Annotated in this window: 18 protein-coding genes; 13 read left to right on the top strand and 5 right to left on the bottom strand. The window is 64.3% G+C overall.

All coding sequences use genetic code 11. The features are described from left to right. Window positions 1-105: 105 nt before the first annotated feature. Together ABB27_RS00475 and ABB27_RS00470 are read left to right on the top strand one after the other, a co-directional pair. Window positions 106-1,464: a carbohydrate porin gene (locus ABB27_RS00475; RefSeq protein WP_057626171.1), complete on the top strand. Its 1,359-nt coding sequence runs from the start codon at window positions 106-108 to the stop codon at window positions 1,462-1,464. Window positions 1,465-1,653: 189 nt separating this feature from the next. Next, a complete protein-coding gene (locus ABB27_RS00470; protein ID WP_152984358.1) occupies window positions 1,654-3,975 on the top strand; it encodes a beta-glucosidase family protein in 2,322 nt (773 codons plus the stop codon). 57 nt (window positions 3,976-4,032) lie between these two features. Here ABB27_RS00470 and ABB27_RS00465 read toward each other — a convergent pair whose 3' ends face one another. The 3 genes from ABB27_RS00465 to cysS form a co-directional block, all read right to left on the bottom strand. Further along, window positions 4,033-5,268 carry an MFS transporter gene (locus ABB27_RS00465; RefSeq protein ID WP_057626169.1) on the bottom strand — a complete coding sequence of 412 codons (1,236 nt, stop codon included), beginning with the start codon at window positions 5,266-5,268 and terminating at the stop codon, window positions 4,033-4,035. Next, window positions 5,265-5,702, bottom strand: coding sequence for a SufE family protein (locus tag ABB27_RS00460; protein ID WP_057626167.1), 438 nt, complete (start codon window positions 5,700-5,702; stop codon window positions 5,265-5,267). The genes ABB27_RS00465 and ABB27_RS00460 overlap by 4 nt, the downstream gene beginning before the upstream one ends. Window positions 5,703-5,911: 209 nt before the next feature. Next, window positions 5,912-7,279, bottom strand: a complete 1,368-nt coding sequence (gene cysS, locus ABB27_RS00455) for a cysteine--tRNA ligase (protein WP_057626165.1) — start codon at window positions 7,277-7,279, stop codon at window positions 5,912-5,914. 164 nt (window positions 7,280-7,443) lie between these two features. On the opposite strand from cysS, the gene ABB27_RS00450 reads away from it, so the two are divergent. The 11 genes from ABB27_RS00450 to ABB27_RS00395 all read left to right on the top strand — a co-directional run bounded on the left by ABB27_RS00450 (window position 7,444) and on the right by ABB27_RS00395 (window position 19,567). Then, window positions 7,444-8,001, top strand: a complete 558-nt coding sequence (locus ABB27_RS00450; RefSeq protein WP_057626162.1) for a hypothetical protein — start codon at window positions 7,444-7,446, stop codon at window positions 7,999-8,001. A gap of 302 nt (window positions 8,002-8,303) precedes the next feature. Then, on the top strand, window positions 8,304-9,314 hold the full coding sequence (locus ABB27_RS00445; RefSeq protein WP_057626160.1) for an N-acetylornithine carbamoyltransferase: 1,011 nt from the start codon (window positions 8,304-8,306) through the stop codon (window positions 9,312-9,314). Window positions 9,315-9,464: 150 nt separating this feature from the next. Continuing rightward, entirely contained in the window at window positions 9,465-10,655 is a 1,191-nt protein-coding gene (locus ABB27_RS00440) for an argininosuccinate synthase (RefSeq protein WP_057626158.1), read from the top strand. A 203-nt stretch (window positions 10,656-10,858) separates the two neighbouring features. Then, a complete protein-coding gene (locus ABB27_RS00435) occupies window positions 10,859-11,956 on the top strand; it encodes an acetylornithine deacetylase (protein ID WP_057626155.1) in 1,098 nt (365 codons plus the stop codon). 73 nt (window positions 11,957-12,029) lie between these two features. Beyond that, window positions 12,030-13,358, top strand: coding sequence for an acetylglutamate kinase (locus tag ABB27_RS00430; RefSeq protein ID WP_057626153.1), 1,329 nt, complete (start codon window positions 12,030-12,032; stop codon window positions 13,356-13,358). Next, the gene (locus tag ABB27_RS00425; RefSeq protein WP_244479089.1) at window positions 13,355-13,969 is read left to right on the top strand and encodes a GNAT family N-acetyltransferase; all 615 of its coding nucleotides are present in this window, start codon (window positions 13,355-13,357) and stop codon (window positions 13,967-13,969) included. The genes ABB27_RS00430 and ABB27_RS00425 overlap by 4 nt, the downstream gene beginning before the upstream one ends. After that, on the top strand, window positions 13,966-14,919 hold the full coding sequence (argC, locus tag ABB27_RS00420; RefSeq protein ID WP_057626151.1) for an N-acetyl-gamma-glutamyl-phosphate reductase: 954 nt from the start codon (window positions 13,966-13,968) through the stop codon (window positions 14,917-14,919). The genes ABB27_RS00425 and argC overlap by 4 nt, the downstream gene beginning before the upstream one ends. Before the next feature lie 59 nt (window positions 14,920-14,978). Beyond that, complete coding sequence (locus tag ABB27_RS00415; protein WP_057626149.1) at window positions 14,979-16,277, top strand: argininosuccinate lyase; 1,299 nt, start codon at window positions 14,979-14,981, stop codon at window positions 16,275-16,277. Window positions 16,278-16,773: 496 nt separating this feature from the next. After that, the gene (locus ABB27_RS00405) at window positions 16,774-17,031 is read left to right on the top strand and encodes a YciI family protein (RefSeq protein WP_057626146.1); all 258 of its coding nucleotides are present in this window, start codon (window positions 16,774-16,776) and stop codon (window positions 17,029-17,031) included. A gap of 100 nt (window positions 17,032-17,131) precedes the next feature. Further along, window positions 17,132-18,280, top strand: a complete 1,149-nt coding sequence (gene proB, locus ABB27_RS00400) for a glutamate 5-kinase (protein WP_057626144.1) — start codon at window positions 17,132-17,134, stop codon at window positions 18,278-18,280. 30 nt (window positions 18,281-18,310) lie between these two features. Then, entirely contained in the window at window positions 18,311-19,567 is a 1,257-nt protein-coding gene (locus ABB27_RS00395) for a glutamate-5-semialdehyde dehydrogenase (RefSeq protein ID WP_057626142.1), read from the top strand. Between the two features lie 10 nt (window positions 19,568-19,577). On the opposite strand, the gene pgaD is transcribed toward ABB27_RS00395, so the two are convergent. Continuing rightward, window positions 19,578-20,075, bottom strand: coding sequence for a poly-beta-1,6-N-acetyl-D-glucosamine biosynthesis protein PgaD (pgaD, locus tag ABB27_RS00390; protein WP_244479088.1), 498 nt, complete (start codon window positions 20,073-20,075; stop codon window positions 19,578-19,580). Then, complete coding sequence (gene pgaC / locus ABB27_RS00385) at window positions 20,072-21,319, bottom strand: poly-beta-1,6-N-acetyl-D-glucosamine synthase (RefSeq protein ID WP_057626140.1); 1,248 nt, start codon at window positions 21,317-21,319, stop codon at window positions 20,072-20,074. Before pgaC ends, pgaD begins: the two co-directional genes overlap by 4 nt. Window positions 21,320-21,325: the final 6 nt, after the last annotated feature.

Here is a 21,325-nt window from a genome sequence, read left to right as displayed (position 1 = left end):
AAGACAATGAAGAAGTGCTGTAGAGGCAGGCGCTACACCGCCATCAGTGCGGTGGTGTTGGCGAGCTGCTTGGGCCTTTCTGCAACATGGGCCCATGCTGAAGCGGTGACAGACGCTGTCGCTGCGACGGCCGTTGAAACACAGGATGCAGCTTCGCCGGATGCGGCCACTGACGCGCCAGCGGACAAGGCTGCCAGCGTCGATGAGGCGCTGCCCGACCTCGGCCAGCGCGCGCCGGCGCAACCGACCTGCCGCAACTACGACGAATTCGTCAGCCGCGGTTCCGAATCGCCCATCATCACCACCTGCGAAACCCTGTCGCCGACGTTGCTGGGCCTGCGCCCCAAGCTCTACGACAATGGTTGGATGTTCATGGGTTTCTACAGTGCATCGGAAACCTACGATCTGCGCGGTCAGGAGGCTCGACCGCAGATGTACAACGGCCAGCGGCCGAGTTTCAGCGGCACCCTGTTGACCATCACCACCTACGATCTGTCGCGACTGGGTTGGTGGGGGGAACGCTCACAGCTGACCTTCGAAACCAGTAGCTCGCGCACCGTCTATCGCGATGCCGGTCTGAATGATGATCTGGCGGTCGCGCAGTTGTCGGTGCAGCAGGAGTTCGCCAAGGGCCGGGTGCGTATTCAATACGGCTACTACGGCATGCTGGGTCAGTTCGTTGGTCTGTTCCTGGGGGCCAGTACGGCGTCCTCGGCGCTGGGCCCGACCAGCATCATCCCCAACCTGGCCGGCATGGCGGCATTCAAGCCGGTGCCCGGCTTCGACATCCGTCTGTATTCCAAGGATGGCCGCTTCTACGACCACTTCGGTGTGGCGCGCTCGCAAAGTCCGGATGGGTTCCTGGTCGACAGCAAGGAAAACCCGTCAGGCTTGAAGTGGAGTGTGCCGGACGCCAAACCCATCTACGTCAATGAAATAGGCTACCGGGTGGCGTCCAGTGCCGATACCCGCATGACCTGGATCCGCCAGGGCAGCATCTACAACCGCACGCGCTACAACGATTTCAGCAAGCCCGGGCAGAAGGGACAGAATCATGCCTACTACCTCGTTGCCGACTATCAGTTCACCCAGCCCGACAAGGACATGCCGTACCGCGGTTGGTACGTCAATCTGAAAGGCAACTACGCGGCGCCCGAGCACAATATCTTCAGCTCCGACTACGCGCTGACCCTGTACAGCCTGGCGCCGTTCGCCAAGCGCCCGGGCGACATGGTGTCCATCGGCTACACCCGCAACGAGGTCAGCAAGGACGCGGTGAACTACCTGCGCAGCCAGGGCATGGACCCGGTGCGTTTCAGTTCCAGTGCCTCGTTGTCCTATGCGTTGCGCGCGGCGCGCGGCATCTATTGGGTCAATACCTTCAGCTACACACGTAATCCGGTGATTACCCAACAGCACCCGGACGCGTTGAATCTGCAAAGCCAATTGACGTTCTCGTTCTGAGCCAGCCGTGGCCATCGCGATGGCCGCGGCATTTGCAATGCAGCAGGCACACACCGCCGCTGAACCGTCACTCACGTGCTGATCCTGTGGTTCCGGGTTGGCGGCATACGCGCGCCGGCAGCAGGTGGCGCAACTTTCACGCATAGGGCGCACCGCGCTGGCGCGGTGACGCAACGAGGAGATATCCGCATGGCAATGATGCACAACACGCAGCGCCTGGCGCCGATGGTGGCCGGGATCATGATGGCGCTGGCCCTGACGGTCCCGGCGCAGGCGAGGGAGCTGCCCAAGCTCGGGCAGGCGCCGTTGCAACAGGTGGTAGCGGCACTGACGCTGGAAGAGAAAATTTCCCTGGTCACGGGGCAGGGCATGTCTTTCCCCGGCCTGCCGGATGATATGCAGGCACCGGTGGTGGGTGCCATCGAAGACCATGTGCCCGGTGCCGCCGGCGCCACCGTGGCGGTGCCGCGGCTCGGGATTCCTTCGCTGGTTCTGGCCGACGGGCCGGCCGGTGTGCGTATCGAGCCAACCCGCAAGAACGCGCCCGGCAAGACCTTCCATGCCACCGCCTTCCCGATCGGCAGTGCATTGGCCAGCAGTTGGGATACGGCGCTGGTGCGCGAGGTGGGTTCGGCGATCGCCGACGAGGCGGCCGCCTACGATGTCGATGTCATGCTGACCCCGGCCTTGAACATCCATCGCTTTCCGCTGGGTGGGCGCAACTTCGAGTACTACTCGGAAGATCCGCTGGTAGCTGGTGAAACAGCGGCGGCGCTGGTGCTCGGCCTGCAGGACCGTGGTGTGGGTGCATCGGTAAAACACTTCGCGGTCAACAACCACGAGTGGAACCGCAATACCATCAATGCGCGGGTGGATGAGCGGGCGTTGCGCGAGATCTACCTCAAGGGCTTCGAGATCGCCATGCGCAAGGGACAGCCTTGGACGGTGATGTCCAGCTACAACAAGCTCAACGGCACCTATACCTCGGAGAGCACCTGGTTGCTGACCGATGTGCTGCGCAAGCAATGGGGCTACCAGGGCTTGGTGATGACCGACTGGTTCGGTGGCAAGGATGCGGTTGCACAGATGGAAGCGGGCAACGAGTTGTTGATGCCGGGTACCGGCAACCAGCGCAAGCTGCTGCGTGCAGCGGTGGCCGATGGCAAGCTTGACGAGCGCGTGCTGGACCGCAATGTGACCCGGGTGCTGGAACTGGTGCTGCGCAGCCGCGCATTCAAGCAGGCGCCACATTCGGATGCACCGGATCTGCGTGGCAACGCGATCATCTCGCGGCATGCCGCAAGCCAGGGCATGGTGCTGCTGAAGAATGACGGCGCGACCTTGCCACTGGCCGCCGCCTCGCGGTTGGCGGTGCTGGGCGATGGCAGCTATGAGGTGATCACCGGCGGCACCGGTAGTGGCGACGTCAACAAGGCCTATGCAATCCCGTTGGCACAGGGCCTGCAGAATGCCGGCTTCAGCAACGCCGCAGGCCTGGGCGAACGCTACGCCAGCTATATTGCCGAGCAGACGCCGAAACGGCCGACCACCGCGTGGTACTTGCCCAAGGCGCGGGTGCCAGAACGGGCCGTGGATGTGGCCGAATTGGCGCAACTGGCGCAACAGCAGGATATGGCCGTAGTCACCATCAGTCGCGGCTCAGGAGAGTTTGTCGATCGCAAACCAGAGAACGACTTTCAGCTCAGCGACGTCGAGCGCGCCTTGCTGGTGGCCACGTCCAAGGCATTCCACGCGCAGGGTAAGAAGCTGGTGGTGGTACTCAATATCGGTGGCGTGATGGAGATGGCCAGTTGGAGGGACCTGGCCGATGCGATCCTGCTGGCCTGGCAGCCCGGCCAGGAAGCCGGCAATGCGATAGCTGATGTGCTGTCAGGCGCGGTCAACCCTTCCGGCAAGCTGGCCGATACCTTCGCCATCCAGCTTGCGGACTACCCGGCCAACGACGGCTTTCCTGGCAAGGTGCTGCTGGGTCCGGATCCCAACGATAAATCCATCTTCGGGCAGATCGCGCGCGCGGCCGAGGTGGAGTATCGCGACAGCATCTGGGTGGGCTACCGCCATTTCGATACGCGCAAGGTGGACGTGGCCTATCCGTTCGGGTTTGGCCTGTCCTACACCGATTTCGGCTATAGCGACCTGAAAGTGGAGGGCGGCGAACAAGGGCCGGTACGTGCCAGCGTGAAGGTCACCAATACCGGCAAGGTGGCCGGGCGCGAGGTGGCGCAGGTGTATGTGTCGGCGCCGTCATCACTGCTGCCCAAGCCGGCGCAGGAGTTGCGGGCGTTCGCAAAAACCACGTTGTTGCAGCCCGGGCAGTCGCAGGTGCTGCAGTTCCAGATCGAGGGCAAGGACCTGGCCTCGTTCAACCCCGAGCTGGGCCGCTGGGTGGCGGACAAGGGGCGTTACAGCCTGCGGGTGGGGGCTTCGTCGCGGGACATCCGTGCGCAGCAGAGCTTCGACAAGGCCGAAGCCAGCAACTACACGCCGTGAGGCGCGACGCTGGCTGAGCGTGAATGCCGGGGCGGGCCGAATGGCCTGCCCCGGTCGTCAAAGATCCTGCAGGTTGTTCAACTTGCGCAGCTGCGGTGCTTTCCAAGCGGTGATGGCGGCAACGCCCAACACCGCGCAGCCGCCGATCACCACCGCCGGCACCAGGCCCATCAGTCGCGCCATGCTGCCGCCGTAGAACGCGCCCAGCTCGTTGGATGAACTGATGAAGATGCCGTTGATCGATGAAACGCGGCCGCGCATGTCGTCGGGTGTAACCAGCTGCATGATGGTCGAGCGCACCACCACCGACACACCGTCGCAGGCGCCATAGAACAGCAGGATGGCCGCCGACAACCAGAAACTTTGCGACAGACCGAAGGCCATCACGCACAGGCCGAAGCCGGCCACCGCAAACAGCAATACCCGGCCGGCATTGCGACGCAGCGGATGCCGCGCCAGCCACAGGCCCACACAGATCGAGCCCAGTGCCGGTGCCGCGCGCAGGATGCCCAGCCCCTCCGGGCCGTAATGCAGGATTTCCTGGATGAAGGCTGGCAGCATCGCCACCACGCCGCCCAGCAGTACCGAGAACATGTCCAATGCCATCGCGCCCAGCATGATCTGGTTGGACAGCACGAAACGAGCGCCTTCGGCGATGCTGGCGAAGATAGGCGCACGGTTCTGCGATGGCGCCGGCTCGCTGACCTTCAACGAGGCCAGTGCCACCAGTGCCAGTACCGCCATGAACGCGGCTACGCCATAGGACAGGCCTTTGCCGCCCACCGCGACCAGTACGCCACCCAGCGCAGGGCCGAGCACCATCCCCGTCTGGAAGACGACGGTTCCAAAGCCGGCGCCGCGCGCGAACTGCTCGCGCGCCAACACGCGCGCGAACAGCGCGTTGTAGACCGGTGACAGGAAGGCCCGCACCATGCCGGTCAGCGCTACCGCCAGATAGATCGGCCAGACGCCTTTGACCGGCAGCCAGCCGGTAGCCACGGCAACCAACATCAGCGCGGTTGCGATCAGCCCCAGGCAGGCGGTCATGCCCAGCTTGCGGCGTGGCAGGTGGTCGACCAGGTAGCCGGCGAACGGTGCCACGCAGAAGTAGGGCAACACTTCGGCCAAGCCGATCAGGCCCAGCGAGAACGGATTGCGGGTGACTTCATAGATATGCCAACCGACCGTGACCGCAACGATCTGGTAGGACAGCATGCCGGCAATGCGGTACAGCAGCAGCCGGGTGAAGCCGGGCTGGCGCAGCAGTTCGGCGATGGAGCTGGTGTTGCTCACTGCCTGGCTTGGGCGGTATCGCGGATGAAGGCCAGCATGGCCGCCAGGCCGTTGCTGCGGGTCGGCGACAGGTGCTTGGCCAGGCCAATGGCCGACACGTAGTCCGGATCGGTGGCCAGGATCTCGGCAGCCGAGCGGCCGGAGTACACGCGCAGGGCCAGGTAGATCAGGCCCGAGACAATCGCCGAGTCACTGATGGCATGGAACACCAGCTTGTCGGCGTCGCCCTCAGGCACGATCCAGACCATGGACTGGCAGCCGAGCAGGCGGTGTTCTTCGGTCTTCCATTCTTCCGGGAAGGCGGGCAGCTTGCGGCCGAGGTCGATCAGGTACTGGTAGCGCTCGGACCAGTCGCCGAAGAAGGAGAACTCCTCGGCAATGGTGGCCTGGGCTTCAGCGGGGGTGGGTTCGAGCGGGAAGGGGGAGTTGATCATTGTGGGTCCTGTGCTTGGCCGGTCGCCTTGCTGGCGATGGGCCTTGGAGTGGGGTGCTGGGAGGTCTCCCTCACCCCAACCCCTCTCCCGGTGGGAGAGGGGCTAAGTGCGCCACGAGCCGACGCAATATTGTGTAACTGCAGCTTTAGCCCCTCTCCCCCCGGGAGAGGGGTTGGGGAGAGGGTCGGGCGAAGCCCCGGGAGGAGCCCTCAGCCCCGCTTCCAGCGCACACCCTGCGGCGTGTCTTCCAGCACGATGTTCTCCGCGGCCAGCTGGTCACGGATGGCATCGGCACGGGCGAAGTCACGCGCCTGTTTGGCGGCGATGCGTTCGTCGATCAGTGCCTGGATGCGGGCGTCGTCGCCGGCCTCGGCGCCGCGACCAAACCATTCGGCCGGTGCCTGCTGCAGCAGGCCCAAGGCCAGGCCTGCGCCCAACAGCTCGCGCTTCAGCCGCGTTTTGTCTTCGGTGGACTCGGCCTTGCGCGCCTCGCTGGCGATACGCGCCACTTCGGCCAAGGCCAGCGGCGTGTTGAGGTCGTCTTCCAATGCCGCCTCGACAGCGGCCGGAATCGCGGCTTCGGCATTCACCTCGGCCAGATCACGCAGCGTGCCGTACAACCGGTCCAGGGTGCGCACCGACTGCTCGATCAGCGCATCGGACCAGTCCAGCGGCTGCCGGTAGTGGGCCGACAGCAAGGCATAGCGCAGCGCTTCGGGTGGATGCTTGCGCACCAAGTCGTGCACGCGCTCGATATTGCCGATCGACTTGCTCATCTTGGCGCCGCCAAAGTTGAGCATGCCGTTATGCAGCCAGAAGCGGGCGAAGGTCTGCCCGCCATGGGCGCAGACACTCTGCGCGATCTCGTTCTCGTGGTGCGGGAACTGCAGGTCGACGCCACCGGCGTGGATGTCGATGGTCGGGCCCAGATGGGCGGCGGCCATCGCCGAGCACTCGATGTGCCAGCCCGGGCGGCCACGGCCCCAGGGCGAGTCCCAGCCGGGCAGGTCGTCGCTGGAGGGCTTCCACAGCACAAAATCGCCGGCTTCACGCTTGTAGGGAGCAACCTCGACGCGCGCACCGGCCAGCATTTCCTCCGGATCGCGGCGCGAGAGCTTGCCGTAATCGGCGAAGCTGCTGACCGAGAACAGCACGTGGCCTTCGGCGGCATAGGCATGGTCGCTGGCGATCAGCTGCTCGATCATGGCGATGATCTGCGGGATATGCGCGGTGGCTTCGGGCTCGATATCCGGCGGCACTACGCCCAGCGCGGCCATGTCCTCTCGGTAGGCGGCGGCAAACCGGTCGGTGATGGCCGAGATCGGCACGCCCTGGTCCTTGGCTGCGGCATTGATCTTGTCGTCAACGTCGGTGATGTTGCGGGCGTAGCGCAGATTGCCGTAGTGCCGGCGCAACATGTCGGCCAGCACGCCGAACACCACCGGGCCGCGCGCATTGCCGATATGTACATAGTTGTAGACCGTGGGGCCGCACACGTACAGGGTGGGGGCGGCGGGGTCGAGCGGAGCGAACGGCTCCAGCTGCCGCGTCAGGTTGTTGTGCAGGCGCAGGGTCATGGCAATCCGGGGGTAAGCGAACCTGTCAATTCTAGCGGCCCGGGCCGGGCGGGGCATCCCCGGGCTGGGCAATACGCGTACGGATGGGTAATGTTCAGGCCCGGGGCAGCTGTGCTGCCTACACTAGTACCCACTGCCCGCGACCAGCCTTAGCCAATCTTTTGATGAAACCTGCTCCATTGCTGTCGATGATCTGCCTGTTGGCTGGCGCCGCCGTGCCCGCGCTTGCGCAGGAACCGGAGCAGCGCAATCGCGTGGTGATCATGGAAAACGTGCGCTACGACTATGCGCAGGTGCTCAACGTCGAGCCGGTGTTCCAGACCCTGCGCGCAAGCCGCACCGAGGAACACTGCGAGCCGGTGTCCACCCGTACGTTGGCGCCGGTGCAGGTCAAGGGCGAGGAAGACAAGGGCGGCTTCCGCCGCTTCTGGGACTCGGTGCGCGGCATTTTCAGCCAACACGAAGGGCAGGCGGAGGAAGAAGATATGGCGCTTGCGCCGCAGGGCGGTGGCGGCTCAGCCGCGCTGCTTACCCCGGAATGCAAGATCGTGGAAGTGGGCCGCGAGTTCCGCAGGCCCATCGCCTACGACGTGGACTACGTCTACAAGGGCATCAAGTTCCGCTCACGGCTGCCTGAAGACCCCGGCAACCGGCTCAAGCTGCGGGTGTCGATCACCCCGGATATCGGCCAGGCACCGCCTGCCGCCACCAGCGTTCCCTGATGTTGCACCGCGACACTTGCGCAGGCCTGACCTGCGTGCGAGTATGGCCGACGATGAAAGCCACCAGCTTCCAGCACGAAAGCAGCACCGCCCGGATGGCCTCCGGCATGACGTCGCGTGCCCGCCGACCGGAATCCCACATATTCGCTGGGTGACCGGAGCTTCGTGCTGTCTGTTCGGAAAACCCAGCCCAGGCTGGGTTTTTTCGTTTCTGGTGCGGTAAAAGTTTCAAACGCAATGAGTCGCGCATTAGCGCATCCGCCCACCGGCGACGGTGGTTTTCCGCAATAAAGGAAGGATCGATGTCTCTGAAGCACTTTTTGAACACCCAGGACTGGAGCCGCGCCGAACTTGACGCGCTGCTCACCCAGGCGGCGTTGTTCAAGCAGAACAAGCTGGGTGATGACCTGAAGGGCAAGTCGATCGCCCTGGTGTTCTTCAACCCGTCCATGCGTACCCGCACCAGCTTCGAGCTGGGCGCGTTCCAGCTGGGCGGGCATGCCGTGGTGCTGCAGCCGGGCAAGGATGCGTGGCCGATCGAGTTCAACCTCGGCACGGTGATGGACGGCGATACCGAAGAGCACATCGCCGAAGTGGCCAAGGTGCTGGGCCGTTACGTCGACCTGATTGGCGTGCGCGCGTTCCCGAAATTCGTGGACTGGAGCAAGGACCGCGAAGACCAGGTCCTGAAGAGCTTTGCCAAGTATTCGCCGGTGCCGGTCATCAACATGGAGACCATCACCCATCCGTGCCAGGAGCTGGCGCACATCATGGCGCTGCAGGAATATTTCGGCACCAGCGACCTGCGCGGCAAGAAGTATGTGCTGACCTGGACCTACCATCCCAAGCCGCTGAACACCGCCGTGGCCAATTCGGCGCTGACCATCGCCACCCGCATGGGCATGGACGTGACCCTGCTGTGCCCGACCCCGGATTACATCCTGGACGAACGCTACATGGGCTGGGCCGAGCAGAACGTGGCCGAGAGCGGAGGTTCGCTGCAGGTCAGCCATGACATTCAGAGCGCCTATGCCGGCGCCGATGTGGTCTACGCCAAGAGCTGGGGCGCGCTGCCGTTCTTCGGCAACTGGGAGCCGGAAAAGCCGATCCGCGACCAGTACAAGCACTTCATCGTCGACGAGGCCAAGATGGCGCTGACCAACAATGGCGTGTTCAGCCACTGCCTGCCGCTGCGCCGCAATGTGAAGGCGACCGACGGCGTGATGGATTCGCCGCAATGTATTGCAATCAACGAGGCCGAGAATCGCCTGCATGTGCAGAAGGCGATCATGGCCGCAGTGATCGGCAAGTAATGCTTGAAGCCCCTCTCCCGCCAGCGGGAGAGGGGTTGGGGTGAGGGCAAGGCTCTTCACTCCAGGCACCATCTCAACTTCATTACCCCCTCCCCAACCCCTCCCCCGGTGGGGGAGGGGCTCAAGAACCAAAGCAGAGATTCCTTCCCCATGAGCAAAGACATCGTCCTCGCCTTCTCCGGCGGCCTCGACACCAGCTTCTGCGTGCCTTACCTGCAGGAGCGCGGCTACAACGTGCACACCGTGTTCGCCGACACCGGCGGCGTGGATGCTGAAGAGCGTGATTTCATCGAGAAGCGTGCCGCCGAGCTGGGTGTCACCAGCCACGTCACCGTCGATGGTGGCCCGGCCATCTGGTCCGGCTTCGTCAAGCCCTTCGTATGGGCCGGTGAGGGCTACCAGAGCCAGTACCCGCTGCTGGTGTCCGACCGTTACCTGATCGTTGACGCTGCGCTCAAGCGCGCCGCCGAGCTGGGCACCAACATCATCGCCCACGGTTGCACCGGCATGGGCAACGACCAGGTGCGTTTCGACCTGGCGGTGAAGGCCCAGGGCGACTACCAGATCGTCGCGCCGATCCGTGAAATCCAGAAAGAGCACACCCAGACCCGCGCCTACGAGCAGAAGTACCTGGAAGCGCGTGGTTTCGGCGTGCGTGCCAAGCAGCAGGCTTACACCATCAACGAGAACCTGTTGGGCCTGACCATGTCCGGCGGCGAGATCGACAAGTGGGAAGCCCCGGGCGAGGGTGCCCGTGGCTGGTGCGCACCGCGCAATGCCTGGCCGCTGGAGCCGCTGACCGTCACCTTGAAGTTCGTCGAGGGCGAAGCCGTCGCGCTGGACGGCAAGGCGCTGCCGGGTGAGCAGATCCTGGCCAAGCTCAACAAGCTGTTTGCCCAGTACGGCGTTGGCCGTGGCGTCTACACCGGCGACACCGTGATCGGCCTGAAGGGCCGCATCGTGTTCGAAGCCCCGGGCCTGGTTTCGCTGCTGGCCGCGCACCGCGCGCTGGAAGACGCGGTGCTGACCAAGCAGCAGAACCGCTTCAAGCCGGAAGTGGCGCGCAAGTGGGTGGAGCTGGTGTACGAAGGCTTCTACCACGACCCGCTCAAGGCTGACATCGAAGCCTTCCTGCAGTCCTCGCAGGCCAAGGTCACCGGTGAAGTAGTGCTGGAAACCCGTGGTGGCCGCGTTGACGCGGTGGCCGTGCGTTCGGAGCACATTCTCAACGCCAAGGGCGCAACCTATGCACAGTCGGCCGACTGGGGTGTGGAAGAAGCCGAAGGCTTCATCAAGCTGTTCGGCATGAGCTCCACGCTGTACGCGCAGGTGAATCGCTGATTGCTTGATGCGTGATGCTCAAAGCCCCTCTCCCGCCTGCGGGAGAGGGGTTGGGGTGAGGGGAGCTCTTGCTTCTGTCTTTTTTGCTCTGAAAGCGAACCCGGCAAAGCAAAAGCTCCCCCCATCCGCCCTTCGGGCACCTTCCCCCGCATGCGGGAGAAGGGAAGCCTTTCGATCATTGCTGTGATTACCTGCTGCCCACCATGACCAAGCTGCTCCAATCCACCCTCGATCACCTGGAAAAGCTGGTGTCCTACGACACCCGCAATCCGCCGCGTGCCATCACCACCGGTGGCATCTTTGATTACCTGCGCGACAACCTGCCGGGCTTCAATGTCGAAGTGATCGACCACGGCGCCGGTGCGGTCAGCTTTTACGCGGTGCGCGGCACCCCCAAGTATCTGTTCAACGTGCATCTGGACACCGTGCCGGATTCCCCGCACTGGTCGGCCGATCCGCACGTGATGCGTCGCCTGGACGACCGCGTTGTCGGCCTCGGTGTCTGCGACATCAAGGGCGCTGCCGCCGCGCTGGTGGCCGCCGCCAATCTGACCGATGGCGATGCCGCGTTCCTGTTCTCCAGTGACGAAGAAGCCAATGACCCGCGCTGTATCGCCGCCTTCCTGGCGCGTGGCATCGCGTATGAAGCGGTGATCGTCGCCGAGCCGACCATGAGCGAAGCGGTGCTCGCGCATCGCGGCATCAGCTCGGTGTTGATGAAGTTCCAGGGCCGCGCCGGCCATGCTTCCGGCAAGCAGGATCCTTCGGCCAGCGCGCTGCACCAGGCCATGCGTTGGGGCGGCAAGGCGCTGGACCATGTCGAGTCGCTGGCGCATGCGCGCTTTGGCGGCCTGACCGGTCTGCGCTTCAACATCGGCCGCGTCGAAGGTGGCATCAAGGCCAATATGATCGCGCCCGAAGCCGAGCTGCGGTTTGGTTTCCGGCCGCTGCCGTCGATGGATATCGATGCGCTGCTGGGCACCTTCGCCAGCTTCGCCGAGCCGCAGGCGGCGCATTTTGAAGAAACCTTCCGCGGCCCCAGCCTGCCGTCCGGTGATATCGCCCGCGCCGAAGAACGCCGTCTGGCTGCGCGCGACATCGCCGACGAACTGGGCCTGCCGATCGGCAACGCGGTGGATTTCTGGACCGAGGCCTCGCTGTTCTCGGCCGGTGGTTACATAACCATGGTGTACGGCCCCGGCGATATCGCCCAGGCCCACACCGCCGATGAGTTCGTGACGTTGGAGCAGTTGCAGCGTTACGCCGAATCGGTGCTGCAGATCCTGCAACGCGGCGCCTGAGCCGCGCGTGGCCCGGCGGCTCGCCGCCGGCTTCTTTTTCGTGACCCCCAGGGTCGCTACGTAGATACAAGCAATGTCCCCAGCCATGCAGCCGCACCGCCAGACCCGCCAGACCATCGTCCGCCTGCTTTCGAGCATGGCCAGCGCGAAGGAAATCAGCCAGTACCTCAAGCGCTTTTCGCAGCTTGATGCCAAGCGCTTTGCCGTGGTCAAGGTCGGTGGCGCGGTGTTGCGCGACGATCTGGATGCGCTGACCTCGTCGCTGTCCTTCCTGCAGGAAGTTGGCCTGACCCCGATCGTGCTGCACGGTGCCGGCCCGCAGCTCGATGCCGAGCTGTCCGCTGCCGGCATCGAGAAGCAGACCATCGACGGCCTGCGCGTGACCTCGCCGGAAGCCCTGGCGATCGTGCGCAAGGTGTTCCAGCAGTCCAACCTGAAACTGGTTGAAGCCCTGCAGCAGAACGGTGCACGTGCAACCTCCATCACCGGTGGTGTGTTCGAGGCCGAGTACCTGGATCTGGATACCTACGGTCTGGTCGGTGAGGTGAAGAAGGTCAATCTGGCGCCGATTGAAGCCAGCCTGCGCGCCGGCTCGATCCCGGTGATCACCAGCCTGGGCGAAACCCCTAGCGGGCAGATCCTCAACGTCAATGCCGATTTCGCCGCCAATGAACTGGTGCAGGAACTGCAGCCGTACAAGATCATCTTCCTGACCGGCACCGGTGGCCTGCTGGACGAAGAGGGCAAGTTGATCGATTCGATCAACCTGTCCACCGAGTACGACCAGCTGATGCAGCAGCCGTGGATCCATGGCGGCATGCGGGTCAAGATCGAGCAGATCAAGGATCTGCTGGATCGCCTGCCGGAAGAATCCTCGGTGTCGATCACGCGCCCGGCCGACCTGGCCAAGGAGCTGTTCACGCACAAGGGTTCGGGCACGTTGGTGCGCCGTGGCGAGAAGGTGTTGAAGGCCACGTCCTGGGACCAGCTCGATACCGCACGCCTGAAAACGCTGATCGAGTCGAGCTTCGGCCGCACCCTGGTGCCGGATTATTTCGAGAAGACCAAGCTGCTGCGTGCCTACGTCAGTGAGAACTATCGCACTGCGGTGGTGCTCACCGATGAAGCCGAAGGCGTGTACCTGGACAAGTTCGCCGTGCTCGATGACGCGCAGGGTGAAGGCCTGGGCCGCGCGGTGTGGAACGTGATGCTGGAGGAAACCCCGCAGCTGTTCTGGCGCTCGCGCAACGGCAACCCGGTCAACCATTTCTATTATTCCGAGTCGGACGGCTGCTACAAGCTCGACCACTGGAAGGTGTTCTGGTTCGGTGCCAACGACTTCGACAGCATCAAGGGCTACGTCGCACATTGCGGCGAGCGCAAGCCGAGTCTGCAGGGGTGAGTACCGACCTGGCCAGCGCCGGACACTGGGGGCAGGTGCCGATCCTGAAGGGCCGCCACGTCACCCTGGAGCCTTTGCAACTTGCCCATGTGCCGGCACTGCAGCGCGCCCTGGGCGACGGTGAGCTGTCGCGTTGCTGGTATACCAATGTGCCTACGCCCGAGCACGCCGGCCACTACGTGGTGGCCGCGCTGGAGGCGCAGGCGCAGGGCCGCGTGTTGGCCTTCGTGGTCAGGGACGCCAATGGCGAAGTGGTTGGCAGTACCCGTTATTACGCGCTTGAGGCCGATGTGCCGCGGCTGAACATCGGCTACACCTGGTATAGCCCGCGCGTGCAGCGCAGCGGCCTGAACACCGAAGCCAAGCTTCTGTTGCTGCACCATGCCTTTGAAACCCTTGGCTGCATCAGCGTCGGTTTCGAGACCAGCTGGTTCAACCATGCTTCGCGCACCGCCATTGCCCGCCTTGGCGCGAAGCAGGACGGCGTACTGCGCAGCCACAAGCGTCACGCCGACGGATCGCGCCGCGACACCGTGGTGTTCTCCATCATCGACACGGAATGGCCGGCGGTGAAAGCCCATCTGCAGTTCCTTCTGGATTCGCATAAATGACTGACAAAAAATTCTCGGTAGGCATTGTTGGCGCGCGCGGTTACACCGGCGCCGAGCTGATCCGGTTATTGGCCGCCCACCCACGTATCGAGCTTGCGTTCGTGTCCTCGCGCGAGTTGGACGGGCAGCGCGTGGCTGACCACAACGAGGCCTACAACGGCGAGCTGCGCTACGAAAGCCTGGGCCCGGAGGCGGTTGCCGCCAAGGGTGTGGACGCGGTGGTGCTGGCCCTGCCCAACGGCAAGGGCGAACCCTTTGTTGCTGCCCTGGATGCAGGCAAGCCGGACACCGTGATCGTTGATCTGTCAGCCGATTACCGTTTCGACAACAGCTGGTACTACGGCCTGCCGGAACTGACCCGCGCACGTTATGCCGGGCAGACGCGGATCAGCAACCCGGGCTGCTATGCCACGGCAATGCAGCTGGCGATCGCGCCGCTGCTGAGTCAGCTGGCCGGCCCGCCGGTGTGCTTCGGCGTCTCCGGTTGGTCCGGCGCCGGCACCACGCCATCGGACAAGAACAACCAGGAGCTGCTGCGCGACAACCTGATGCCGTATGCCCTGACCAACCATGTGCACGAGCGCGAGGTGTCGACCCAGCTCGGCGTGCCGGTGGAATTCATGCCGCATGTGGCGCCTCATTTCCGCGGCATCACCATGACCGTTAACCTGTGGCTGCAGCAGCCGCGCAGCCGCGAAGAGATCGTTGCTACCTACCAGCAGCGTTATGCCAACGAGCCCTTGATCGAAGTGGTTGACGAGGCGCCGTGGGTCAGCCGTATTGCCGGTACCCACGGTGTGCAGATTGGTGGCTTCACCATGGCCCCGGGCAACAAGCGCGTGGTGCTGGTGGCAACCATCGACAACCTGCTCAAGGGTGCGGCCACGCAGGCCCTGCAGAACCTCAACCGTGCCTTGGGGCTGGACGAGCTGACCGCCATCCCGCATTGATTCATCGCCCGCGCGCAGGCGGTTGACGCCGCGCCCGGCGCTACATTCGAGAGAACATCATGACCAACCTGCTATGGCAGAAACCCGGCGTCGCGGTTGACGCGAAGATCCAGACCTTCCTGGCTGGTGACGACGTCATCCTGGACCGCGAGTTCTTCCTGCACGATATCCAGGCCAGCACCGCGCATGCCGAAGGCCTGCAGCACATCGGCATCCTCAGCAGCGACGAACTGGCCGCGCTCAAGCGCGAGCTGGCTGTGCTGGCCGATGATTTCCGCAGTGGTGCTTTCGTGCTGGACGAGCAGTACGAGGATTGCCACTCGGCGATCGAAGCGCGCCTGACCGAACGCCTGGGCGATGCCGGCCGCAAGATCCACACTGGCCGCAGCCGCAACGACCAGATCCTGGTGGCCACCCGCCTGTGGCTGAAGGAAAAGCTCGAGCACGTTGCGCAGATCAGCACGGAAGTGGCCAAGGTGGCCCTGGACCGCGCGGCGGCTGAAAAGCTGCAGCCGCTGCCGGGCTATACGCATATCCAGCGCGCCGTGGTGTCATCGGCGGGCATGTGGTGGGCGGGCTGGGCCGAGGCCTTCATCGACAACGCGATCCGTGCGCGCGATACGCGTGCGCTGATCGATACCAATCCGCTGGGCACTGCGGCCGGCTACGGCGTCAATCTGCCGTTGGACCGCGAGCACACCACCGCAGCGCTGGGTTTTGCACGCATGCAGGTCAGCCCAATCTACGCGCAGCTGTCGCGCGGCAAATTCGAGCTGGCAGCACTGGAGGCGCTGGGTGGTGCGACGCTGGACCTGCGTCGTATCGCCTGGGATCTGTCCTTGTTCACCACGGGCGAATTTGCGTTTGTGGCCTTGCCGGCGCAGTACACCACCGGCAGTTCGATCATGCCGAACAAGCGTAACCCGGACGTGATCGAGTTGATGCGCGCCACCCATGCCAGCGTCGCTGCGGCGCGTACCGAGATCGAGCAGCTGCTGTCGCTGCCTTCGGGCTACCAGCGCGACCTGCAGAATTCCAAGGGGGCAATCGTGCACGGTTTCGGCCGTGGTCTGGCCGCGCTGGAGCTGCTGCCGGCGCTGTTGTCGAACCTGGATTGGCGCGATGACAACATCCGCGCAGCGATTGATTCGGGCATGTATGCAACCGACGTGGCGGTGGAAGCCGCGGTCGCCGGTGTGCCTTTCCGTGACGCCTACAAGGCCGCAGCGGCGGCGTCGGATACGGCAGGGCAGGGGCGCACGCCTGAAGGCAGCCTGGCGGCACGGGTGTCGCCCGGTGCGGCAGCGGATCTGCGCCTGGAAGAGCTGGCAGCACGCTGGAGCGCGCTGCAGGGTTGATGGCTTGAACACGGGCGCTGCGCAAGGCGCCCGTTTCTTTGCACGTCCTTCTCCCTCCGGGAGAAGGTGCCCCGCAGGGGCGGATGAGGGTAGGGCTCTCGCTATTTTCCGCACTTCCTTCTTCCTCCGGGAGAAGGTGCCCCGCAGGGGCGGATGAGGGTAGGGCTCTCGCTATGGCGTAAGCCTGTCCTTGCTGAACAGCCTGGTTGGGGTTGGGTTGGGGGGCTTCTGGCAAGCAACGTCAAAAGCTCCCCTCATCCGCCCTTCGGGCACCTTCTCCCGCAAGCGGGAGAAGGGATAGTCAAAGTCAAAGCCAAAGCCAAAGCCAAAGCCAAACCCAAAGCCAAACCCAAAGCCAAAGCCAAACCCAAAGCCAAAGCCAAACCCAAAGCCAAAGCCAAACCCCAAGCCCAAGCCCCACCAAGCAAGTTCCAAGCGAAAGCAAACGCGCCATCCGCGCTCCCACGTGGTGTCATATGCAGCAAAGGAGAATGCAATGAAGCTCTACCTGGTAATGGCCATGCGCAAGCCATCCTTCGATGACGCGGTAATTGGCCCACACATAGCGTTTCTCGACGCGCTCAGTGCCGATGACCGCCTGCACCTCACCGGCGGCTTCAGTGGCGGCAGCGGTGGCGCCTACGTGTTGAAGAACATCGATACGCTTGAACAGGCCAAGGCCATCGTCGCTACTGACCCGCTGGCCATCCACGGCAGTTCCGAGCTCACCGTCCATGAGTGGAGTACCCGCTGATCCCATGAACCAGTCCTCGTTTTCGCCGTTCACCGAACAAACGCTGCCGCCCACGGCAGTTCCGAGCTCACCGTCCATGAGTGGAGTACCCGCTGATCCCATGAACCAGTCCTCGTTTTCGCCGTTCACCGAACAAACGCTGCCGCAGTGGCGCCGTGCCGTGCTCAAGGTGGGCAGCAGCCTGCTGGCGGCCGACGGTGGCGGCCTGACCCCGCGCTTTGCGCTGGGGCTGGCGCAGTTCGTCTCAGCCAATGTGCTGGCAGGGCGGGAAGTGGTGATCGTTTCCTCCGGCGCGGTCGCTGCCGGGCGCGCCATCTTGCCCAAGGCGGCTGAAGCCGGTGCGGCGATGGCCGCGCGCCAGGCCCTGGCCGCGCTCGGCCAGGCGCAGTTGATCGCGCTGTGGCAGCGCTTCTTCGAGCGCCCGGTCGCGCAGGTGCTGTTGACCCATGACGACCTGCGCAATCGCCGCCGCTACCTCAATGCACGCGCCACGCTCAACGAGCTGCTGGCCCTGGGTGCGTTGCCGGTCATCAATGAAAACGACACCGTGTCGGTGGACGAGCTCAAGCTCGGCGACAACGACAACCTCGCCGCCATCGTCGCCGCCTTGGTGGATGCCGACGCACTGTTCATCGCCACCGATATCGACGGTCTGTATACCGCCGACCCACGCAGCCATGCGGATGCACAGCCGATCAACGAAGTCACTGCGCTGACCCCGGAAATCATGGCCATGGCCGGCGGCAGTGGCAGTGCGGTCGGCACCGGTGGCATGCATACCAAACTGCAGGCGGCGGCCAAGGCTGGTGCCGCCGGCATTGATACCTTCCTGTTCAATGGTCGCAACAGCGACGTGGTGCGCGGGCTGGCGCAGGGCCGCCTGCACGGCACGCGTCTGCATGCGGGGCAGTCGCGCATTGCTGCGCGTAAGTACTGGTTGAAGCACGCTCCGTTGGAAGCCGGCGCGATCCTGATCGACGCCGGCGCGGCGCGGGCGCTGCGCGACAAGGGCGCCTCGCTGCTGCCCGGTGGCGTGGTCGGTGCGGAAGGCGAGTTCCGGCGCGGCGACATGGTGGAAGTACGGCTGTTCGATGCACAGGGCCAACAACAGATCGCCCGCGGCGTCAGCCAGTACTCCGCCGTCGACATCCGGCGCATCAGCCAGCATCACACCCGCGAAATCGAATCCATCCTCGGCTACAACTACGGCGACAACGTGGTCCATCGCGATGACCTGGTGTTGCTGTAAGCCACTTCTTGATCAATAGCAGGGCAGGACATGAGTGATATCCGCCAACTGGCATTGCAATGCCGTGACGCCGCGCAACAGCTGGCCCAGCTGTCCACCGAGGAGCGCAGTACGCTGCTGCGATCGATGGCCGATGCGCTGGAGGCGGATGCCGACGGCATCCTTGCGGCCAATGCACAGGACCTGCAGGCGGCGCGCGACAAGGGCGTGGGCAGTGCGATGCTTGATCGCCTGGCCTTGAACCCGGAGCGCCTGCGCGGCGTCGCCGACGCATTGCGCGAGGTTGCGGCCCTGCCTGATCCGGTTGGCGAAGTCACCCGCGATTATGCGCGGCCCAATGGCATCCGCGTGCAGAAGGTGCGGGTGCCGCTGGGCGTGATCGCGATGATCTACGAAGCGCGGCCGAATGTGACCGCAGATGCCGCCGCGCTATGCATCAAGGCCGGCAACGGCGTGATCCTGCGCGGTGGCTCGGAAGCCATCCATTCCAACACGACAATCGCCGCCAGCCTCAAGCGCGCCTTGCGCGAGGCCGGGGTGGCCGATGCCGCGCTGACCCTGGTGGAAGACCTGCGCCGCGAGACCATGCTGGAATTGCTGCAGCTCAACGACATCATCGATCTGGCGATTCCACGCGGCGGCGAGGGCTTGATCCGCTTTGTCGCCGAGCACGCACGCGTACCAGTGATCAAGCACTACAAGGGTGTCTGCCATCTGTATGTGGATGACAGCGCTGATCTGCAATTGGCGGTGGATCTGCTCATTGATGGCAAGACCACCCGGCCGGCTGCCTGCAACTCGCTGGAGACGCTGCTGGTGCACGCGGATATCGCGCCGCGCTTGCTGCCATTGGCAGCAGCGGCACTGCGCGAGCGCGGGGTGGAACTGCGCGGCGATGCGGCCAGCCAGGCGTTGCTGCCGGGCATCACCGCTGCGACCGAAGACGATTACGCCGCCGAGTACCTGGATCTGATCCTGGCGATACGCATCGTGCCGGACATGGCTGCGGCCATCGCCCATATCCAGACCTATACCTCCGATCACACCGAAGTCATCGCCACCGGCAATGGGGCGCATGGCGAGGCCTTCGTACGCGCACTGCGTTCGGCGGTGGTGATGGTCAATGCCTCGTCGCGCTTCTCCGATGGCGGCGAGCTGGGTCTGGGCGCGGAGATCGGCATCTCCACCACGCGCCTGCATTCCTATGGGCCGATGGGCCTGGAAGCACTCACGGTCGAACGCTTCGTGGTGCGCGGCGAGGGTCAGGTGCGGCACCGGCCGCACTGAATCACGCGGATCAGCGCGGCGGCAGTGGGCCGGCGCTGAGGCTGGCGGGTCGAGCCTGGTCGTCCATGTGCAACACCACCGAGCGGGTCTGGCCGATGGCCTGGCTGACCTCCGGCCCAGCGCCAAGATCGGCGGCGATCTGCGCCTGGCTTATCACCGGGACCGGGGCCCTGCGCTCCTTGCCACTGAAACGCATGCGGTTGTATTCGGCCCAGGCGATCAAGGACAGCGCGCAGCAGGCAAGGATGACCGGGGCAGCCAGTAGGAGGAAGGGATCAACGTGGTCCTGGTACTCGTACAGCTGTTGCCAGGCCACGCGGATGCCAAGCAGCCACAGCAGCAGCGTCAGCAGTGGCAGCAGCAGATAGAGCATCAGCACCCAGAACGCGACATTGACCATGCCCCATAGGCCGCGCTGCAGGCGTGGCTGTTGCTGCGGCTTGCGGATCAGCCGTGAATCAAAGCGGTGGTTGTCATGGTTCGCGTCCAGCGAATGTTTTTCGTTCATCGGATTCCCCGGTCAGGGCTGACCCAGGTGGCGCGCTTGCCGCGGGGTTTCAGCAGGGTCTTGGGTACGGCCACGACGGTGGTCAACAGGCTGATCAGCCAATACGCCACCGGGTACCAGATCACCCAGAAGTAATTGCGGCCGACATGGGTCTCGTAGCGCCGGTCGATGATCAGGCTGCTGGCGAACTGGGCCAGGCACACCAGCGCCAGCATCACGCCGTGCCAATGCGGCAACACGCTGGAGATGTACAGCTGCGGCGGCATGGGAATGAACCTGCCCAGCACCCATAGCACCAGGATGGTGGCCATGGTGTAGGCCCAGACCACGCTGAACAGGTATTCCAGTAGCAACCCCCACATGCGCCGGCTGCGCCAGCTCAACAGTGCGCGGGCGTGGCGCAGGGCCACTTCCACGCCGCCCTGGGCCCAGCGCAGTCGCTGTCGCCACAGGCCACGCAGGGTTTCGGGCATCAGGATGAAGCACAACGCATTGGGTTCGTAGCGGATATCCCAATGGTCCAGTTGCAGCCGCCAGCTGATGTCGATGTCCTCGGTCACCATGTCCTCGGCCCAATAGCCGATGCGATGCAGGGCGGTGCGGCGGAAGCCGGCGATCACCCCGGATATGGTGAAGATGCGGCCATATACGCGCTGGGCGCGCTTGATCATGCCGATGATCGAGGAGAACTCGGCCACCTGCAGGCGGCCGAGCAGGGTGGAGCGGTTGCGGATGCGCGGGTTGCCGGTCACCGCGCCCACGCGTGGGCCCGAGGTGAGGTGCCAGACCAGCCAGTGGGTGGCATAGGACTCCAGCATCGCATCGCCATCGATGCAGACCAGGTAGTCCGAATGCGCGGCAAGCGCGCCCATGCGCAGTGCATTGGCCTTGCCCATGTTGCGGTCCAGATGGATCACCCGCAGGCGCGGATGCTGCAGTACCAGTGCATCCAGGCGGACGCCGGTGTCATCGCTGCTGCCATCGTTGATGGCGATGACCTCGTAGTCCGGATAACGCTGGTTGAGCGCCGCCCCCAGCGTGTCTTCCAGGTTGTCGGCTTCGTTGTGGCAGGGGATCAGGATCGAGGCGAACGGGTAGTGTTCCAGCGGCGGCGGATCGTGGCGATCACGCGCCTTGCGTTCGCGCCGGAAGAAGTAATACAGCCCGCCGGACATCCAGAAGAACGCCATGATCAACGGGTAGAAGAACGCGAACTGCAGCAATGCGTAGACCAGCGGATGCATTTCCAC

It is taken from the genome of Stenotrophomonas terrae (genome assembly GCF_001431465.1).
In the GTDB taxonomy this organism is placed as follows: Bacteria; Pseudomonadota; Gammaproteobacteria; order Xanthomonadales; family Xanthomonadaceae; genus Stenotrophomonas; species Stenotrophomonas terrae.
This window is presented reverse-complemented; position numbering and strand designations above follow the sequence as displayed.

Coding starts and splice junctions, on each gene's coding strand:
- cysS (WP_057626165.1), bottom strand. CDS start 7,279: ATGACCCTGCGCCTGCACAACAACCTGACGCGGCAGCTGGAGCCGTTC.
- ABB27_RS00395 (WP_057626142.1), top strand. CDS start 18,311: ATGAGTGATATCCGCCAACTGGCATTGCAATGCCGTGACGCCGCGCAA.
- ABB27_RS00440 (WP_057626158.1), top strand. CDS start 9,465: ATGAGCAAAGACATCGTCCTCGCCTTCTCCGGCGGCCTCGACACCAGC.
- ABB27_RS00430 (WP_057626153.1), top strand. CDS start 12,030: ATGTCCCCAGCCATGCAGCCGCACCGCCAGACCCGCCAGACCATCGTC.
- ABB27_RS00450 (WP_057626162.1), top strand. CDS start 7,444: ATGAAACCTGCTCCATTGCTGTCGATGATCTGCCTGTTGGCTGGCGCC.
- ABB27_RS00415 (WP_057626149.1), top strand. CDS start 14,979: ATGACCAACCTGCTATGGCAGAAACCCGGCGTCGCGGTTGACGCGAAG.
- proB (WP_057626144.1), top strand. CDS start 17,132: ATGAACCAGTCCTCGTTTTCGCCGTTCACCGAACAAACGCTGCCGCAG.
- ABB27_RS00435 (WP_057626155.1), top strand. CDS start 10,859: ATGACCAAGCTGCTCCAATCCACCCTCGATCACCTGGAAAAGCTGGTG.
- ABB27_RS00460 (WP_057626167.1), bottom strand. CDS start 5,702: ATGATCAACTCCCCCTTCCCGCTCGAACCCACCCCCGCTGAAGCCCAG.
- pgaC (WP_057626140.1), bottom strand. CDS start 21,319: ATGCATCCGCTGGTCTACGCATTGCTGCAGTTCGCGTTCTTCTACCCG.
- argC (WP_057626151.1), top strand. CDS start 13,966: ATGACTGACAAAAAATTCTCGGTAGGCATTGTTGGCGCGCGCGGTTAC.
- ABB27_RS00445 (WP_057626160.1), top strand. CDS start 8,304: ATGTCTCTGAAGCACTTTTTGAACACCCAGGACTGGAGCCGCGCCGAA.
- pgaD (WP_244479088.1), bottom strand. CDS start 20,075: ATGAACGAAAAACATTCGCTGGACGCGAACCATGACAACCACCGCTTT.
- ABB27_RS00470 (WP_152984358.1), top strand. CDS start 1,654: ATGGCAATGATGCACAACACGCAGCGCCTGGCGCCGATGGTGGCCGGG.
- ABB27_RS00405 (WP_057626146.1), top strand. CDS start 16,774: ATGAAGCTCTACCTGGTAATGGCCATGCGCAAGCCATCCTTCGATGAC.